Origin of the sequence: Paracoccus denitrificans, from assembly GCF_900100045.1 — a bacterium.
In the GTDB taxonomy this organism is placed as follows: domain Bacteria; phylum Pseudomonadota; class Alphaproteobacteria; order Rhodobacterales; family Rhodobacteraceae; genus Paracoccus; species Paracoccus denitrificans.
The window spans coordinates 47976-66201 of sequence record NZ_FNEA01000016.1 but is presented as its reverse complement, the minus strand read 5'-3'; the positions used below and the strand labels follow the sequence as shown (position 1 = coordinate 66201).

Annotated in this window: 13 protein-coding genes; 5 read left to right on the top strand and 8 right to left on the bottom strand. The window is 67.7% G+C overall.

The features are described from left to right. The first annotated feature begins 59 nt into the window (after nt 1–59). Nucleotides 60–1523, top strand: coding sequence for an APC family permease (locus tag BLT64_RS15190; RefSeq protein ID WP_011750560.1), 1464 nt, complete (start codon nt 60–62; stop codon nt 1521–1523). Between the two features lie 27 nt (nt 1524–1550). Here BLT64_RS15190 and BLT64_RS15185 read toward each other — a convergent pair whose 3' ends face one another. The 4 genes from BLT64_RS15185 to BLT64_RS15170 form a co-directional block, all read right to left on the bottom strand. Continuing rightward, entirely contained in the window at nt 1551–2882 is a 1332-nt protein-coding gene (locus tag BLT64_RS15185; RefSeq protein ID WP_011750561.1) for an HlyD family type I secretion periplasmic adaptor subunit, read from the bottom strand. Continuing rightward, the gene (locus BLT64_RS15180) at nt 2866–4857 is read right to left on the bottom strand and encodes a type I secretion system permease/ATPase (protein ID WP_011750562.1); all 1992 of its coding nucleotides are present in this window, start codon (nt 4855–4857) and stop codon (nt 2866–2868) included. The genes BLT64_RS15185 and BLT64_RS15180 overlap by 17 nt, the downstream gene beginning before the upstream one ends. Further along, on the bottom strand, nt 4854–6887 hold the full coding sequence (locus BLT64_RS15175; protein ID WP_011750563.1) for a hypothetical protein: 2034 nt from the start codon (nt 6885–6887) through the stop codon (nt 4854–4856). Before BLT64_RS15175 ends, BLT64_RS15180 begins: the two co-directional genes overlap by 4 nt. A 109-nt stretch (nt 6888–6996) precedes the next feature. After that, nucleotides 6997–8808 (bottom strand): hypothetical protein, encoded by a 1812-nt coding sequence (locus BLT64_RS15170; protein ID WP_011750564.1) that lies wholly within the window; start codon nt 8806–8808, stop codon nt 6997–6999. Nucleotides 8809–9421: 613 nt separating this feature from the next. On the opposite strand from BLT64_RS15170, the gene BLT64_RS15160 reads away from it, so the two are divergent. Together BLT64_RS15160 and BLT64_RS15155 are read left to right on the top strand one after the other, a co-directional pair. Further along, nucleotides 9422–10123 (top strand): helix-turn-helix transcriptional regulator, encoded by a 702-nt coding sequence (locus BLT64_RS15160; protein ID WP_011750565.1) that lies wholly within the window; start codon nt 9422–9424, stop codon nt 10121–10123. Continuing rightward, complete coding sequence (locus BLT64_RS15155) at nt 10120–10641, top strand: hypothetical protein (RefSeq protein WP_011750566.1); 522 nt, start codon at nt 10120–10122, stop codon at nt 10639–10641. Before BLT64_RS15160 ends, BLT64_RS15155 begins: the two co-directional genes overlap by 4 nt. Nucleotides 10642–10727: 86 nt before the next feature. Here BLT64_RS15155 and BLT64_RS15150 read toward each other — a convergent pair whose 3' ends face one another. From BLT64_RS15150 to BLT64_RS15135, 4 genes are read right to left on the bottom strand one after another with little or no spacing between them, the layout of a single operon-like run. Then, a complete protein-coding gene (locus tag BLT64_RS15150) occupies nt 10728–11447 on the bottom strand; it encodes a sulfate/molybdate ABC transporter ATP-binding protein (RefSeq protein WP_011750567.1) in 720 nt (239 codons plus the stop codon). Nucleotides 11448–11463: 16 nt separating this feature from the next. Then, nucleotides 11464–12357, bottom strand: coding sequence for a sulfate ABC transporter permease subunit CysW (gene cysW / locus BLT64_RS15145; protein ID WP_011750568.1), 894 nt, complete (start codon nt 12355–12357; stop codon nt 11464–11466). Then, nucleotides 12350–13189, bottom strand: a complete 840-nt coding sequence (cysT, locus tag BLT64_RS15140; RefSeq protein ID WP_011750569.1) for a sulfate ABC transporter permease subunit CysT — start codon at nt 13187–13189, stop codon at nt 12350–12352. Before cysT ends, cysW begins: the two co-directional genes overlap by 8 nt. A gap of 3 nt (nt 13190–13192) precedes the next feature. Beyond that, on the bottom strand, nt 13193–14179 hold the full coding sequence (locus BLT64_RS15135; protein ID WP_011750570.1) for a sulfate ABC transporter substrate-binding protein: 987 nt from the start codon (nt 14177–14179) through the stop codon (nt 13193–13195). 489 nt (nt 14180–14668) lie between these two features. On the opposite strand from BLT64_RS15135, the gene BLT64_RS15130 reads away from it, so the two are divergent. Together BLT64_RS15130 and BLT64_RS15125 are read left to right on the top strand one after the other, a co-directional pair. Next, on the top strand, nt 14669–15967 hold the full coding sequence (locus tag BLT64_RS15130; RefSeq protein ID WP_011750571.1) for an HlyD family secretion protein: 1299 nt from the start codon (nt 14669–14671) through the stop codon (nt 15965–15967). Beyond that, nucleotides 15957–18137 (top strand): peptidase domain-containing ABC transporter, encoded by a 2181-nt coding sequence (locus BLT64_RS15125; protein WP_011750572.1) that lies wholly within the window; start codon nt 15957–15959, stop codon nt 18135–18137. Before BLT64_RS15130 ends, BLT64_RS15125 begins: the two co-directional genes overlap by 11 nt. Nucleotides 18138–18226 lie beyond the last annotated feature (89 nt).

The window sequence follows — 18226 nt, the reverse complement described above, 5'->3', positions numbered from 1 at the left end:
GGAAAGCGTGATGGGAGCACCCTTTCGGACACCAGCCCGGAAACCAGGGGGGATCACAAATGACGACCGCAACAGGGACCAGGACGGAACCGGAGCAGCACACGCTCAAGCGGGTCATCGGACCCAAGCTGCTTTTGCTTTTCATCGTGGGCGACATTCTCGGCACCGGGGTCTATGCCCTGACCGGCACCGTGGCGGGCGAGGTGGGCGGCGCGGCCTGGGCGCCGTTCCTGGTCGCCTTTCTCGTCGCCACCATCACCGCGCTGTCCTATCTGGAACTGGTCACGCGCTATCCGCAGGCGGCGGGTGCGGCGCTTTATGCCCATCGCGCCTTCGGCATCCATTTCCTGACCTTCCTCGTGGCCTTCACCGTCATGTGCTCGGGGATCACTTCGGCCTCGACGGCGTCGAACGCCTTCGCGGGCTTCATGAACGACGGCTTCGGCCTGGGCTTTCGCAAGGACGGCAGCGGCATCCTGATCATCGCGCTGGGGTTCATGGCGCTGGTCGCCGCGATCAACTTCCGCGGCGTCGGCGAAAGCGTCAAGGCCAACGTGGTGCTGACCTGCGTCGAGCTTTCGGGCCTGCTGATGATCATCTTCATCGGCTTTTACGCCATGGGCCAGGGCCGGGCGGATTTCAGCGAGGTTATGATCTTCCGCTCGCCCGACGAAAAGGGCGCCTTCCTGGCGCTGACGGCCGCGACGGCGCTGGCCTTCTTCGCCATGGTCGGTTTCGAGGATTCGGTGAACATGGCCGAGGAGGTCACGGACCCGGTCCGCATCTTTCCCCGCATCATGCTGACCGGGCTGGGCATTACCGGGGTGATCTATGTGCTGGTGGCGATCTGCGCCGTGGCGCTGGTGCCGGTGGGCGACCTGTCGGACCCCGACAAGGGCTCGGCGCTGACGCAGGTGGTGCGGGCGGGGGCGCCGAACTTCCCCTTCGACAAGATCTTTCCCTTCATCGGCATGTTCGCGGTGGCGAACTCGGCGCTGATCAACATGCTGATGGCCAGCCGGCTGCTTTACGGCCTGGCGCGGCAGGGGGTGCTGCCGCACGGGCTGGGGCTTGTGCATCGCGAACGGCGCACGCCCTGGGTCGCGATCATCTTCACCACGCTGCTGGCCTTCGGGCTGATCTATTTCGTCGTCACCCGCTCGGACCTGCCGGCGGTCAGCCTGCTGGGCGGCACCACGGCCCTGCTGCTGCTGTGCGTCTTTACCGTGGTCAACATCTCGCTGCTGGTGCTGCGCAAGCGCCCGGTCGAGCGTCAGCATTTCAAGGCGCCGGGCTGGGTGCCCTGGGTCGGCGCGGCGACCTGCGCCTTTCTGGCCGGACCCTGGGCGCGCTCGGCCGCGCAGATGGACCAATACAAGGTGGCGGGCTGGCTGATCGGGATCGGCATCGTGCTGTGGGCCGCGACCTATCTGTGGAACCGCGCGACACGGCACCATGTGCCGGGCGGGCTGGAGCATGTCGAGGATCTGGCCGAACATCACGGCGATTCGACCCGGAACTGATCTCCCGCGGGCCGGCGGCACCGTGGCCTAGTTCTCGCGGAAGGCGCGCGAGAGGCTGTCCTCGATCGGCTTGATCAGGTATTGCGCAAAGGTTCTGGCGGAGGTCTCGATCATCACCTCCGCCGGCATCCCCGGCGTCGGCCTGAAGCCGTGGACCCGCTCCAGTTCCGCAGCCGGCAGGTCGATCCGAACCACATAGACCTCGCGCGCGATGCCGTCGGTTTCCGTCGTCAGCGCATCGGCCGAGACATAGACCAGATGCCCCTGAAGCACCGGCGTCGTGCGCTGGTTCAGCGAGGTCAGCCGCACCGACGCCTTCTGGCCGATCTCGATCTCGTCGATATCGGTGCGCGCGACATGGGTCTCGATGATCAGCGGCGCATCCAGCGGCAGGATTTCAAGGATCGGCTTGCCCGCCTCGATCACGCCGCCGGGCGTGTGGTAATGCATGCGCACGATGGTGCCCGCCACGGGCGAGGTGATATAGGCGCGCTCCAGCACGTCCTGCGCCTTCAGCGACTGCTCGCGCACGCTGTCCAGCTCGGCCTCGATGCCCTGGCCTTCGTCCAGCGCGGTCTGCCTGTGCTGGGTCAGGACCTGCTCGATCTCGCTTTCGGCCTTGCGCACGGCCTCTTCGGTTTCGGCGATCAGCGATCTTATGCGGCCGGCCTCGCCCTCGGCATCGGCGATGGCGCGCGCCAGCATGTTGACGTCGCTGCGCCGCACCAGCCCGCGCTGAAGCAGCGTGTCGCGGGCGCCGTGATCCTCGCGCAGCAGGGCAAGCTGGGTTTCGACGGCGGCAAGCTGCCCCTCGTAGCCCTCGATGCGGGAGCGGCTGGCGGCGATATTGCTTTGCAGCAGGATGACCTCGCCGTCCAGCTTGGCGCGGGCGGCGCGAAAGGCGGCCTGCTGCTCGGCCATGATGGCGGCAAAGCTGGGCTCGTCCTCGTGCTCTTGCAGGAAGGCGCCGAAGGCCAGCGTCTCGACCCCCGCATATTCGGCCCGCAACCGGGCGCTGATCGCCTCCAGCCGGGCGCGGCGCAACTCCAGCTCGCGTCGGTTGGCGATGGCGGCGGTGCGGTCCAGCTGGACCAGCACCTGGCCCGCCGTCACCGCGTCGCCCTCATCGACCAGGATCTCGCGGATGATGCCGCCCTCCAGGTGCTGGACGATCTTGTTGCGGCCGGTCGCCACGAAACTGCCCGGCGCCATCACCGCCGCCGCAAGCGGCGCCCGAAAGGCCCAGCTGCCGAACCCGCCCAGGGACAGGACCAGCAGGGCAAGGCCAAAGACCAGATGCGTCCTGACCGAGCGCGGCACCCGGTCATAAAGGCCGTCGGGATCACTCCTGCTGGTCATGGCCTGCCTCCGATGCGGGGGGTGTCATGGCTTGCCCGCCCGGCGCGGGCGGCTGCGCCGCGACGGGCGGCGCGTTGCCGGGCTGCTTTCTGTTGGCCAGCCGCTCCAGCATCTGGTCGCGCGCGCCGAAGGCGGCGATCTGGCCGTCGGCCAGCAGCATGATGTTGTCCACATCCTGGAGAAGCTGGTATTTCTGGGTCACGACGATCATGGTGATCCCGTCCTTCTTGGCCAGCGCCATCGCCCGCGACAGCGCACGGTCCCCTGCGGTGTCCAGGTTCGAGTTCGGCTCGTCCAGCACCACCAGCCGGGGGCTGCCGAAAAACGCCCGTGCCAGGCCGATGCGCTGCTTCTGCCCGCCCGAAAGCGGCGATCCGTCGGCGGACACGACCGTCTCATAGCCCTCGGGCAGCTTGGCGATCATGTCGTGGACATCGGCCAGCACCGCGGCCTGATAGATCTCGTCGTCGCGGGCGTCGGGCCGCATCCGGGCGATGTTGTCCTTGATGGTGCCGGGGAACAGCTGCACGTCCTGCGGCAGATAGCCGATGCACTGGCCCAGCTGGCGCTGGTCCCAGTTGCGCAGGTCCATCAGGTCCAGCCGCACGCTGCCCGAGGTGGGCAGGATCGAGCCGACCAGCATCTTGCCCAGCGTCGTCTTGCCGGCGCCGGACTTGCCGACGATGGCCAGCGACGTGCCGGGGTTCAGCGAAAAGGTGATCGCGTTCAGCACCACCCGCTTGGTCCCGTTCGGAACGTAGAGCAGCCGCTCGACATCCAGCCGCCCCTCGGGATGGGGCAGTTTCAGGCGCTGCTGGTTCAGCGGCGAGGATTTCAGCAGCGCCGAGATGCGCCCATAGGCGGCGCGCGACAGAAGCACGCTGTTCCAGCCCTCGATGGCGCCCTCGATGGGTGCAAGCGCGCGGCCGGCGATGATCGAGGCGGCGATGACCATGCCCCCGGTGATCTCGCCGCGCAGCGCCAGATAGGCGCCCCAGCCCAGCAGTCCCACCTGCGTCAGCAGCCGCACCCCGCGCGAAGCGCCGGCGAACATGATGTTGCGGTCCTGCGCCCGCACCTGCGCCGCCATCGAGCTGGCGGCATCCCGGCCCCAGATGGTCACGGCCTCGGGGATCATCGCCAGCGCGTTGATGATCTGGGAATTGCGCATCATCGAATCCAGGTGCAGGTTCGCGCGGCTCAGGTGCCGGTTCGCCTCGGCAAAGGATTTCGCGGTGGCGCGCTGGTTCATCAGCGCGATGGCCAGAAGCACCCCCGCCGTGGCCAGCACGATCAGGCCCAGATGCGGATGGACCAGAAAGATCGCCAGGATGAACAGCGGCGCGAAGGGCAGGTCCAGGACCGACAGCAGCGTTCCCGACACCAGAAAGCTGCGCACCTGCTGCAAGTCGCCCAGCGTCTGGTATTCCTGCCCGTTGCTTTGCAGCGAGGCGCGTGCGGCGGCCGCCAGGATGGGCGAGCCGAGCCGGGCCGAGATATCGACCGAACTGCGCAGAAGCATGCCGCGCCGGATGGCGTCGAAGACCACCTGCAGCAGCACGGCGCCGACGATCACCACCGTCAGCATGACCAGCGTGTCGATCGAGCGGCTGGTCAGCACCCGGTCCGAGATCTGGAACAGATAGACCGGGATCGCCAGCACCAGCAGGTTGGTCACGCCGCTGAACAGCAGCACGCCCAGGATATTGGCCCAGATCCGGCGGATCGTGGCCCCCAGCGCCCCGGCGATATCGGGCTCCGAGACGCGCTTGTGAAAGGCCGCGCCGTCCTTCGAGGGCACCACGGCCGGCTCGGCGGGAAGGCGTCCGGCCTGCCGGTCGATGGTCGGGCCGGTGCCCAGGGGCTTCGAGGCCGGCGCACGGGGCCGGTCACCCTGCCAGCCGACGCTCATCTCGGGCTCCAGCAAAAGGCGTCCGCCCGCCTGCGGGTCTCGGGTCGTCCGGTCGCGCTTCATGCCAGCACCGTCTGCATGATGTCGGCGGGCACATCGGCATTCGCGCCTATCGGCACGAAGCCTGCGTCGGCATCGTCCTCGCCCAGCATGCCCTCGGCCAGAAACAGCACCGCCTCGCTGGCCAGGCCGGATGGCGGGGCGGGCATCAGCGGATCGTCGGTCATCACCAGTTCGGCCTGATGCAGCAGGGCGTCGGAATAGACCTCTCCGCCCGAATGGATCGTGGCATCGACGCCGAACTCGGCGATCACCGCCGCGTTGACCAGCAGGTTGGAGCCCGAGACCACGCCGATCTCGCCGCCGCCGGCCAGAAGGTCGTCGCGATAAACCTCGATCTGGTCGGCATCGCCCAGCACGTTCGTCTGCCGGATGACGTTGACCGAGACCATGTCGCCCTTGACATGCAGCACCCGCACCACGCCCAGCCCCTGAAAGGCGGGGTCGTCCAGCACCGATTGCGGCAAGGCGACCTCGCCCGCCGCCGCCCCCGCCAGCATCGCGTCATGGCCGGGGCTCGTCGCGACGATGCCGGACAGGCCGACCTGGACGATGGTCGCATCGTTGATCAGCAGATTGTCGCCCGAACTGATCCGGGCCCCCAGGCCGTCGCTGACCGTGATGCGGTCGTCGTCCAGCAGCACGTTGGTTTGCAGGATGGTGTTCAGGTTGATGATCTGGCCGTCGATGATGATCAGGTCATAGCTCATGCCCAGTTCCAGCAGCGAAACCTGGTTCAGCGCGCCGTTCTGGCCCATCAGCAGCAATGTCTGGTTCGCGTGAACGGTGACCGAGGCGATGTCGTTGTCGGACATCAGGTTGTATTGCTCGATCCAGTTCATGCTGATCAGGCTGCCCTCCAGCGTCGCCGTCACCCAGTATTGCGGCGCCTCGCCGTCGCCCTGCACCACCGGCATCGGGTTCGAGAACGAGGCATAGCTCGCATAGTTGAGCGCCTGGGTCGGGGCTCCGACAGGCTGGCCATGCGCCGCGCCGAACAGGCCGGCCAGCACGTCGGAATCGCTCCAGACATTGGTCTGGCTGACGATGTTGTAGCTGTAGACGCCGGCCGCCACGACGATGACCGGCGCGGTCGGCGCGGCGGAATTGATCGTGACCTGATTGACCAGCGTGTTGTTGCCCAGGATCAGGTCATGGCCCTGCCCGCCCTCGCCCGGGCCGGTGGCGAATGCCGACCCGGCCGACGAAGGCCCCTCATGCCTTGGGGGCGCGGCGTTCTCTTGGGCCTCGCGCGCCTGTTCGGCCGCCTGTTCCTTGCGGTATGCGGGCATGAGCGCGTCGATATCGGGACGGGTATCGACCGCGGCGCCGTTCAGATACTGGCCCTCGACATCGGCACCCTGCCGGGCGTGGACTTGCGCGCCCGCGGCCTCGGCCTGGGGCAGACCGGCTTGCCGGAAGGTCTCGGCGATCAGGCGAAAGGCCGGCTCGTCCGCAGGCATCGCGACCGGCAGGGCGATGCCAAGCTGGCCGGCCTGCGCCGCCAGCGCCTCCAGCCGGCCCGCGAGCAGGTGCGCATCGACCAGGCCGCCCCGGATGCCGTCGGCATTCATCTGGTCGTCGTCGGCCAGCCGGGTCTTCTGGATCACGATCACAGCGACCGATCCCGGCACGGGCAAGGTCCAGTTGGGATCCTCGGGCGTCAGGAAACGGCCCGGCGGCGTGGCCGACCATGGAATGCCGCCGGACAGCGTTGCGAGAAACGCCACCTCGGGCGAGACCGAGAAGCGCGGGAAATAGGTCTCCAGCTCCATCAGGGGCGGCCTGGGATCGGCCGCCAGCCCCTCGACCGGGCGATGGGGCGGCACATAGGGAATGTCGGGCAGGTGATCGAGCGGGCGATAGGGATGCTGGCCCGACAGGTCCAGCGGCTCGACCGGGCCCAGATCGGGATCGGCCTTCTTCGGCGTCAGCCGGTCGTATTCGATCCGCATCCGGCCGCGTTCTTCCCCGATGTGAAAAAGCCCGATGAAGTGCCAGATCGCTTCGTCCGCCGCGTCGATCGTAAACATGGCTGCCACCTTCCTCGATAAAGCACTTTCGGCGGGGCGCCGAAGGGAAATGACCTAAAGTGAATCCTGCGCGGGATGGCCCCGCGCAGGGTGTTCGCTTGCGCGACTCTCAGGAGAGGTCGTCCTGGCCGACCACGGTCGAGCTGAGATCGCCGCCGACCACCGTCATGTCGACGGTGTTGCCCAGGATGTTCGCACCCATCACGATGCTCTGGTTGAAGGCCGTCGTATCCAGGATCGCATCGGCCGAGGCGGTCGAATAGCCGGTGACATAGCCGTCGTCGCCGTTGTTCGACCCCCAGGTGCCGGCATGCGCATAACCACCGTCGCCGGACATCACCTGGCCGCCATCGCCGCCATTGCCGCTGTTGGTGTTCATGCCGTTGCCGCCGGTGGCATAGCCGCCCGTCGCGCTGGCAGCGCCGCCATAGCCGCCGGTGATGCCGCTGACCGCACCGCCGATGCCGTTGCCGGCAGCGGCATCACCATAGCCCGCGCCCGAGCCGTCCGCGCTGCCGCCATTGCCGGCCGCCGCCCAGACGGCGCCAAGGCCGGCACCGCCCGCATCGCCCGAGGTCGCATCGCCGGCCATCGCCGCCGCGGCCGAAAGGGCTGCGCCGATCCCGGCACCGATGCCGCCATCGCCGCCTGCAGCGCCCGCGCCGCCGTCACCGCCGTCGCCGGTGGTGCCGCCATTGCCGCTGTCGCTGTTGACGCCCACGCCGATAAGGCCAAGGCCAAGCGCACCGGTCGGGCCGGCATCGGCCGCGCCGCTGTCGCCGCCCGCACCGCCCGAGCCGCCGGAGCCGCCAGGGCCCCCCGCGCCGGCGCCAAGCGCGCCCGCCAGGCTGCCGGCACCCGCATCGCCGCCATTGGCGTCGCCGCTCAGGCCGGCCCCGATGCCTGCCGCAAGGCCGCCCGCGTCGCCGCCGTTGGCCGTGCCGCCCAGGCCGACGCCCAGGCCGACCCCCAGCGCATCGCCGCCGGAGCCGGAACCGCCGGTCGCCGCGGCACCGCCGCCCGAACCGCCATGGGCGTCGCTGCCGGTCGCAAAGGCCTTGCCGCCATCGGCATCCGCATCGCCCGAGCCGCCGTCGGCGCTGCCGCCGGCACCACCTCCGCCGCCTTCACCGCCGGCATCGATGCCGCGCTCGGCCGTGGCCGTGCCGCCATAGACGCTGCCGTTCTGGTTGAAGTCGGCATTGTTGGTGACGGTGGGATCGCTCAGGTCGTCCTGATCGTTCATCGTCGCCGATTGCGGAATGATGATGCCGGTATCGTTGCCGCCACCGTTCAGGGCATTGTTCAGCACATTGCTGATATTGATGTCGTCAGTGCCGATGCTGATATTGCCGTCACGGTTGACCAGCAGGTCGCCCATGCTGCCATGCATGTTGTCCAGGTCGATGTCGGCATAGTCGTTGTCGGTCGGCTCCCATCCGTTCAGATCGAGGCCCACGCTGACATTGGTCGAGACGTTGGTCTCGACATCGGTGTTGTTATAGGCCGTGTTCACCGCCTTGTTGTAGGCATCGTTCGTCGCATCGTTATGCGCCGCGTTGCTGGCGTCGTTGTCGGCCGCGTTCTTGGCGGCATTGCCGGCAAGGTTGCCCGCCACATTGCCCGCAGCGTTATAGGCAAGCGTCTCGGACGAACTGCTGTTCGCATTGGCATTCGCATTCGCGTTGTCGTTCGCGTTGCTCTGGCTTTGATGCTGGCCCTGACCCTGGTCTTGGCCCTGTCCCTGGCCCTGATCCTGGTCTTGGCCCTGGTCCTGACCCTGGGCCTGCTTGTTCAGCTGGCCCTGGCCTTGCCCTTGGCCCTGACCCTGTCCTTGACCCTGTCCTTGGCCCTGCTCTTGATCCTGGTCCTGACTGTCGATCGGCCAGGCAAAGAGGTTCATGTTACGGCTGGCAACCATCGTCGTTTCCTCCTGTCAGAGGCGGGTGAGATGCGGCCAGATCATTCGCAAGCCCGCTTGCCCGCCCGGTTCCGGTGGATGAAAGGCAAGCCGGTCCCGGTCGCCGGGCCAACGCCCACCGTCACGACGGCACGACCGTCCTCGACCTGCTGCGGATACGGAATGGCGCACGCCACCTCGCGCGGCACCCGTCCGGCCGGCGCGGGGATGCCCCGTCCAGCCTGCAAGAAGGCTACGCCCCGCCGACCGATTCGGCCTAGCCGCACGAAAAGGCTAAGCCGGGACAGTTCGAATTCAGGGGAAAGCCACCCCCGGGGGTCTAGCCAGGCGGCCCTGTCCGCACCGCGCATCGCCCGAATGGGTTAATCCGTTTCGCCAGGGGAAGCGGCTTTGCCCCGGTCGTGGCGCCCGGCAGGGACAGGTTCCGCCGCGATCACTCTACCCTGGATGGAAAAGCTCGGTGGCCTTACAACTAACTCCCTGCAATTCCTGCATTTATGCTGCGCTCTCGCTTTCGGGAAGGGCGGCGATTTGCTATGGTGAACAGATCGGTCCGCTTGGGAGAGCCGACCGATACGGGGGAAAAGACCATACGCAAGAAGGTAGGAATGACATGAACATGGCATCTTGCGATGGCGTATCCAGTACAATTCATACGCTGTCTGACCAGCCTGCGCGTGGAACGGCGGAGATTCTCTTCGTCGGAACGCAATGCAATTTTTCACATAGCCTGATTTCGGTAACCAGCCAGGAACTGGGACATATCACCGTCGCCGCTGCATCATCCTTCAACGATTTCCGCAGCCTGTCCGAACTGACCCATGAAAGGCCCACGCTGCTGGTCCTGGACGAGCCGACGATGCGCGGCCTGACAAGGGAGGATCGCACCTATCTGCTGGGCCTGACCGACATGGCGCTGGCCGTCGCCTTCTGCACCGGCGCCTTCGGGCGCGCCTGTTATGAGGATGAAGAGCTGCGGCGGCACGCAACCAGCATCTTCCCGCTGAATGTCCGGCTGGACGTATGGCTTTCCGTCATCAAGCTGGTCGCACATGGCGGCAACTACATCTTTCCCGAGATCATCTCGCCGGTCGGGGTCGCGATGCCGGTCCCGGCCACGGACGAGCTTGGCCTGACCCGGCGCCAGCAGGACGTGCTGCGTCTGGTCGCCGACGGCCAGTCGAACAAGCGGATAGCCCTGAGCCTGGGGCTGTCGGTCCATACGGTCAAGCTGCACCTTCGCAATGCCAGCCTGCGGCTTGGCGCGCATAACCGCACCGAGGCCGCCATGCGCTATCGCGCCTTGCGATCGTGACCGCGCCGCCGCCGATACCGGGGGCCGCGGCGGCCGAAACCGACCTGGATGCGGTGCTGCTGCGCGTCGGGCGGCTGAACTATGCCTGGAGCAATACGGAAAGCCTGCTGATCCACATGCTGGCCGGGCTGACCGGCATGGACAAGGGCGCCGCCGTCGTGGTCTTCCTGTCGGTCTCCTCGACGCGCGGCCGGATCGAGATGGTCGAGCGGCTCGCGAAACTGCGCCGGCCGGCCGGAGAGGAACAGCGCGAACTGCTGGAACTGACGGCGCGCTTCGCCAGGCTCTCCGCCGTCCGGCATCGCTACAACCACAGCATCTGGTCCTTCCAGGAGGACGGCTCGGTCTCGACGATCCTGATGCGGATCGCAGACCGGCGCGACCGCATCCACATGGGCAGGAAACAGGCCCTTGGCAACGACGAGATGCTGCGGCTGGACCGGGACCTTGAAATGCTGTCCCAACTCAACCGCAACATCTGGCGCTTCCTGCTGAAACACGGATACCCGGTCGACTGAAGGGGCGGCCATGCCTTCCGGCCGCCCTGCACCGTCCGGCGCCAATAGGGAAAAGGCGGCGCGCCATGGGCGCGCGCGCCGCTGCGTCAGGTCTCGATGAACTCGCGCACGAAGGGCGTCGCCGGCCGGGCACGGATGTCCTGCGGGCGGCCGACCTGCTCGATCCGGCCCATGGACATCACCACCACCAGATCGGCCAGTTCCATCGCCTCGTCCTGATCGTGGGTGACGAAGACCGTGGTCAGGCCGGTGCTGTCGTGGATCTCGCGCAGGCCCTGGCGCAATTCCTTGCGCACGCGGGCATCCAGCGCGCCGAAGGGCTCATCGAGCAGCAGCATCCGCGGCTCGATGGCCAGCGCACGGGCCAGGGCGACGCGCTGGCGCTGCCCCCCCGAAAGCTGGCTGGGAAAGCGCTTTGCGATCTGCGGCAACTGGATCAGCTCCAGCAGCCTGGTCACGCGGCGCTCGATCTCGGCCTGGGGCGGACGGGTGCGGCGCGGACGGGCGCGCAGGCCATAGGCGATGTTCTCGAACACGGTCATGTGCCGGAATAGCGCATAGCTCTGGAAGACGAAGCCGGCGCGGCGCTCCTGCACGGAAAGCCCGGTCGCGTCCTGACCGTCGAAAAGCACCCGGCCAGAGGTGGGGAACTCCAACCCGCCCAGGATGCGCAAGAGCGTGGTCTTGCCCGAGCCGGACGGCCCCAGCAAAGCCACCAGCGCCCCCGAGGGGATGGCCAGGCTGACCGGGTGCAGCGCGGTGGTCGAACCGAAGCTTTTGGCGATCTCGTCGATTTCGATATGCATGATGAACCTCGACTGTTCAGTGCCGGCGACCGGCGGCAAGCTGGTCGGCATGGCGCCATTCCAGCAGGGTCTTGAGCGCAAGCGTCAGCAGCCCCAAAGCTGCCAGCACCGCGGCCAGGCTGAAGGCGGCGACCGAGAGATATTCGTTGTAGAGCATCTCGATGGTGATCGGCATGGTGGCTGTCTGGCCGCGGATCTTGCCCGAGACCACGGCCACGGCGCCGAACTCGCCCATGGCGCGGGCGTTGCACAGCAGCACGCCGTAAAGCAGCGCCCATTTGATATTGGGCAGCGTCACGGTCAGGAAGGCGCGCCAGCCCGAGGCGCCCAGCGTCAGCGCCGCCTCTTCCTCGGCCCGGCCCTGCTCGATCATCACCGGGATCAGCTCGCGCGCGACGAAGGGGAAGGTGACGAAGATCGAGGCCAGCACGATCCCCGGCAGGGCGAAGATGATCGGGAAGCCGCTGGCGACCAGCCAGCCGCCGATCAGGCTGTTGGTGCCGAACAAGAGCACCAGCGCCAGCCCCGCCACCACCGGCGAGATGGAGAACGGCAGGTCGATCAGCGTGATCAGGAAGGCCTTGCCGCGAAAGTCGAACTTGGTGATCGTCCAGGCGGCGGCGATGCCGAAGACGGCATTCACCGGCACCGAGATCGCCGCGACGATCAGCGTCAGCCGGATGGCCGAGGTCGCCTCGGGCCGGGTCAGCGAGGTCACGGCCTGGGCCGCGCCGCGCGCAAGGGCCTCGGCAAAGACCACGGCCAGCGGCGCCACGACCAGGATGGCCAGCCCGCCCAACGCCGCGGCGATCAGGAGGATGCGGGTCAGCCGGCTTTCCTCGGTCGCCGGGCGCCATTTCGCGGGCCGGCCCGCGGTGGCGGGGGTGGGGTGCAGCGCGTCGTCAAACATGTCCGATCCTCCGCCGGCTCCAGATCTGGATCAGGTTGATCGCCAGGAGCATGCTGAAGGAAATCAGCAGCATGGCGATGCCGATGGCCGCCGCGCCGTCATAGTCGAACTCTTCAAGCTTGATGACGATCAGGAGCGGCGCGATCTCGGTCTTCATGGGCAGGTTGCCGGCGATGAAGATGACCGAGCCGTATTCGCCGACCGCACGCGCCAGCGACAGCGCAAAGCCGGTCAGGGCGGCCGGCAGCAGCATGGGCAGGATCACCCGGCGCAGGGTATGGAACCGCCCGGCGCCCAGCGTGGCCGAGGCTTCCTCGACCTCCTGCTCGATCTCGGCGATCACCGGCTGCACGGTGCGGGTAACGAAGGGCAGGCCGACGAAGATCAGCGCGATCAGGATGCCCCATTGGGTATAGGCGATCTTGCCGCCCAGATCCCGCGCGATGCCGCCGAAGATGCCGTTCGGCGCGTAAAGCGCGGTCAGCGCGATGCCTGCCACCGCCGTCGGCAGAGCGAAGGGCAGGTCGACCAGCGCATCGACCAGCCTGCGGCCGGGAAAGTCATAGCGCGCCAGCACCCAGGCCAGCAGCGTGCCGAAGACCAGGTTGAACAGCGCGGCCAGGAAGGCCAGCCGGAAGGACAGATACAGCGCCGCCCAGACCCTGGGCGTATTGATCGTGGCCCAGACCGCCTCGGGGCCGTAGCTGATGCCGCGGGCCAGCAGTGCACCGACCGGCAGGATGACGATCAACGACAGCATGGCCAGCGTGATGCCCATGCCGAGGCCAAAGCCCGGCATGGGGGATTTTTGCAAGCGAAACGCCAGCGCCATCGGTCATTGTCCCGAATAGATCTGGTCGAAGGTGCCGCCGTCGCCGAAATGCTCGGGTTGGGCCTGTTTCCAGCCGCCGAAATCGGCGATGGTCACCAGATCCAGCTCGGGAAAGCGCGCCACGTCCTCGGGATTGGCGGCACTGTCGTCCCAGGCCCGATAATAGTGCTTGTAGGCCAGCGCCTGCCCCTCGGGGGAATAGAGGAAGGCCAGATAGGCATCGGCCAGCGCCTTTTGCTCGTCGTCGGCGATGTTCTTGTCCACGATGGCCACCGGCGGCTCGGCCAGGATCGAGACCGAGGGCACGACGATGTCGAACCGATCCTCGCCCAGTTCGTTCAGCGCCAGATAGGCCTCGTTCTCCCAGGCCAGCAGCACGTCGCCGATCTCGCGCTGGGTGAAGGTGGTGGTCGAGCCGCGCGCACCGCTGTCCAGCACCGGGACATGCTGGAACAGCTCACCCACGAAGGTCTTGGGGTCCTGGCCGTTCTTCTGCGCCCAGGCCCAGGCGGCCAGATAGTTCCAGCGCGCCCCGCCGCTGGTCTTGGGGTTCGGCGTGATGACCTCGACGCCTTCCTTGACCAGGTCGCCCCAGTCCTGGATGCCCTTGGGATTGCCCTCGCGCACCAGGAAGACGATGGTCGAGGTATAGGGCGAGCTGTTATGCGGCAGGCGCGACTGCCAGTCCTCGGGCAACAGGCCGCGGGATGCGATCTGGTCGATATCCGAGGCCAGAGCCAGCGTCACCACCTGCGCCTTGAGCCCGTCGATCACCGAACGCGCCTGCGCGCCCGAACCGCCATGCGAGGTCTCGATGGTCGGCGAGGCATGTCCCTCGGCCTGCCATTTGGCGGCGAAGGCGGCATTGACCTCGCGGTAAAGCTCGCGCGTCGGGTCGTAGCTGACGTTCAGCAGGGTATTGTCGGCATGGACCTGGCCGGCCAGGCCCAACCCGGCCACGGTCACCATCATCGCCACCGCACGACGCATCGGGAGGCCCAGGCATCGGTCCCAGAATCCGGGATTCAGCGGATAGCCGGTCATGCGCTTGGTGCCGTCCTCGACCGTCATGCGGCCGTCGCCATGGCGACGGATCAAACGGCCATGGGCCAGCTGGCTGTCGGTCACGCGAATGGTGCGGATCATGTTGCCTTGTCCTCCTAGATTCTGCCTTGAGGGGATCTTCCCCATATCCGTAATTACGACAGAGTTTATCGTTTATTTCAAGAGAAAGACGTGTTCATCTATCGTTTTTTATATTATTATTTATCAATGACTTGATTAATTCATACCGGCCAGTTTAGCTTACCGGGAGTGCCGCAAGGGCTTCGCCGATCGGGTTCGACGCACGTTTCGCGGGATTCGGGCGACAGCATCGCCGTTCCCCGGCGACAGCATCGTCGGACGCTTGCCGACGGGGGGCGCAATAGCACATCCGTGCTAGAAGCCGTCGTTTCCGCCCGGCGCTAGACTGGGCGCATGAACGAGCAGACGCCCTTCTTCCGCCGCGAGGTCGAGGCGGCCCGCCGATCCGACTGGCTGGGCCGCCCGATGCTGGTGAACGGGCCCTCGGCCGGGGCGGTGGCGCTGTTTTCGGCCGCCTTCGTCATCGCGGCGCTCTGCTTCGTCACCTTCGGGGACTATACCCGGCGGGTGCGCGTCTCGGGCGTGATCCTGCCGGCGGGCGGGCTGACCCGGCTGGTCGCACCGCAGCCCGGCTGGGTCAGCGAGCTGGCCGTGAACGAGGGCGACCGCGTGCGGCGCGGACAGATGCTTTATGCGCTGGACATCGACACCGCGACCGCGCGCGGCAACACGCAGGACGCGGTGACGGACATCCTGGAACGCAAGCGGGCCGAATTGCATCGCGCACTGGCGGCGCAGCGGGAATTCGACCATGCCGCCCGCCAGCGGTTGCAGGACCAGTTGGCCAGCCTTGGCCGCGAGCTGCCGCAGCTGCGCGCCCAGATCGAGACGGCCGAGGAATTCACCCGGCAGCTTGAGGATTTCGCCGAGCGCCAGCGCCGCAACCTCGACCGCGGCATGGGGCTGGCAAGCGACTACGAATCCCGCCTGCAAGCCTTGCAGGCGCAGCGCACCGAACTGGCCCGGCTGCGACGCGAAGAGGTGCAACTGGCCGGCCAGCGCGACGCCTTGACCGGCGAGCTTGCCGGCTTCGCCCCCGAGGCCGAGGCGCGGCTGGCCGCGCTGCAAGCCCAGCTTCTGGATGTCGAGCAGCAGCTTTCCGAGGCCGAGGCCCGTCGCGCCCTGCGCATCACCGCGCCGCGCGACGGCATGGTGACGGCGATCATCACCCGCGCCGGGCAGACCGTGGCAGAGGGCACGCCGCTGCTGACCATCGTGCCGGACGACCAGCCGCTGGTAGCGCAGTTGGTGGCGCCCGGCGGCTCGGTCGGGTTCCTGCGCGAAGGGGCGGATGTGCTGCTGCGCTATCCGGCCTTTCCCTATCAGAAATTCGGGCAATATCCGGGGCGGATCAGCGTGATCTCGCGCGCGAACCTGCGCGGCGACGAGGTCGCGGACCTGGCCCCCGCCGCCGATCCCGACAAGGGGCCCAGCCTGTTTCGCATCACCGTCGCGCCCGACCGGCCCTTTGTCATGGCCTATGGCAAGCCCGAACCCCTGCAGGCCGGCATGCAGGTCGAGGCGCATCTGCTGCTGGACAGCCGCCCGATCTGGCAATGGATCCTCGAGCCGCTGTTCGGCCTGAAGGGCGCCTTTGCCCAGGCCGCGCCGGAGCGCCCGCATGAACCATGAGCTGCTGTCCCGCCTGTCGTCGCGCATCACCAGCCGCACCCCGGTGATCCTGCAGGGCGAGGCGGCGGAATGCGGCCTTGCCTGCATGGCGATGATCGCCGGCCATCACGGCCACCGGCTGGACCTGCCGGCGATCCGCCGCCGCATCGCGCTGGCGATGTGCGGCGCGACGCTGAAGGACCTGGTGCAGCTGGGCGGCCGGCTGGGGCTGGCGACGCGGGCGCTGCGGCTGGGCATGGACGACCTGCGCCGGCTGCGCCTGCCCTGCATCCTGCATTGGAACCACCGGCATTTCGTGGTGCTGACCCGGGTGACGGGGCGCCACGCCCATATCCACGACCCCGCCATCGGCCAGCGCCGGCTGCCGCTGGACGAGGTCTCGGCCGCCTTCACCGGCATCGCACTGGAGGCCTGGCCGACGGGCGAGTTCCGGCGCTGCGACGAACGCGCCCGCATCCGCCTGACCGACCTGGTGCTGCGCACCGCCGGCATCGGCCGGGCGGCGGTGCGGGTGCTGGCGATCTCGGCGCTGATCGAAATGGTGACCATCGCGCTGCCCATCGGCTTCCAGCTGGTGCTGGACGAGGTGATCGTGGCGGCCGACCGCGACCTCTTGACGCTGATCGCCATCGCGCTTGCCATGCTGCTGGCCTTGCAGGTCGGCGCCAACCTGGCGCGGACATGGATCGCCATGCTGGTCGGCTCCAGCCTGATCCTGCAATGGCGGGTGGCGCTGTTCGACCGGCTGATGCGCCTGCCGCTGGGCTTTTTCGAGAAGCGCCATGTCGGCGACATCGTCTCGCGGTTCTCCTCGGTGGACAGCGTGCAGCAGGTGCTGACCACCAACGCCATCCAGTCGCTGCTGGACGGGGTCATGTCGGTGCTGCTGGTGGCGATGATGTGGCTTTACGGCGGCTGGCTGGCCGCCGTCGCGCTGGCCGGCACGCTGGCCTATGCGCTGTTCCGGCTGGCCTCGTATCGCGCCTTCCGCCGCATGTGCGAGGAGGGGATCATCCACGCGGCCCAGGAAAGCACGCATTTCATGGAATCCGTGCGCGGCATCGCCAGCGTCAAGGTGCTGGGCCTGGAACCGCGCCGCCGCGGCACCTGGATCAATCATCTGGTCGAGCGCATCAACGCCGAATTGCGCGTGCAGCGGCTGGAGACCTGGTATCAGGCCACCGGGGGGTTGCTGTTCGGGCTGGACCGGGTGCTGATCATCTGGCTGGGTGTGCGGGCGGTGATCGAGGGCGGGCTGTCGGTCGGCATGTTCGTGGCCTTCCTGGCCTACAAGGACCAGTTCGCCACCCGCATCGTCGCGCTGATCGACACCGGGCTGCAATTCCGCATGCTGTCGCTGCATGGCGAGCGGATCTCGGACATCGCGCTGACCGAGCCGGAAGAGCCGGACGAAAAGCACGCCCTGCCCACGCCCCCCATCGCAGGTGGCGGCGCGGCGGCGCTGGAGGTGCGCGGCCTCGGCTATCGCTATGCCGAGACCGAGCCGATGCTGCTGCGCGAGCTGAACCTGACGGTGGCGCCGGGGGAATGCCTGGGCATCGCCGGACCCTCGGGCGTGGGCAAGACGACGCTGCTGAAACTGCTCTCGGGGCTGGCCGCGCCCTTGCAGGGGCAGATCCTGATCGACGGCGTGCCGGTGGGCAGCATGGGGCTGGCAGCCTATCGCGCCCGCATCGGCTGCGTGCTGCAGGACGACCGGCTGTTCGCCGGCTCGATCCGCGACAACATCGCCGCCTTCGACAGCGCCGTGCCGCAGGACTGGCTGCACGAATGCGCCCGGATGGCGGCGATCCACGACGACATCATGGCGCTGCCCATGGGCTATGAGACGCTGGTCGGGGACATGGGCAGCACGCTGTCGGGCGGGCAGAAGCAGCGGGTGGTGCTGGCGCGCGCGCTGTGCCGGCGGCCGGCGGTGCTGTTCCTGGACGAGGCGACCAGCCATCTCGACAGCGCCAACGAACAGGCGATCAATGCCGCGGTCCGGCGCCTGCCGATGACGCGGATCATCGTGGCGCATCGCGACACGACGCTGGCGACGGCCGACCGGGTGCTGCGGCTGGACGGCTCGGGCGGGCTGGTCGCGGTGCCGCACGGCCCGCGCCTGCCGCTGCGCAGCGCCGATGCGCCGGTTTCGGCCGAAGGCTGAGCGACTAGTGCATCTGTGCTAATGGCCAGGCCGGGGGTCGCCTGCCAGTCTGATCCTTGGGCCGAAGGCTGCACGACACCGCCGCCTTC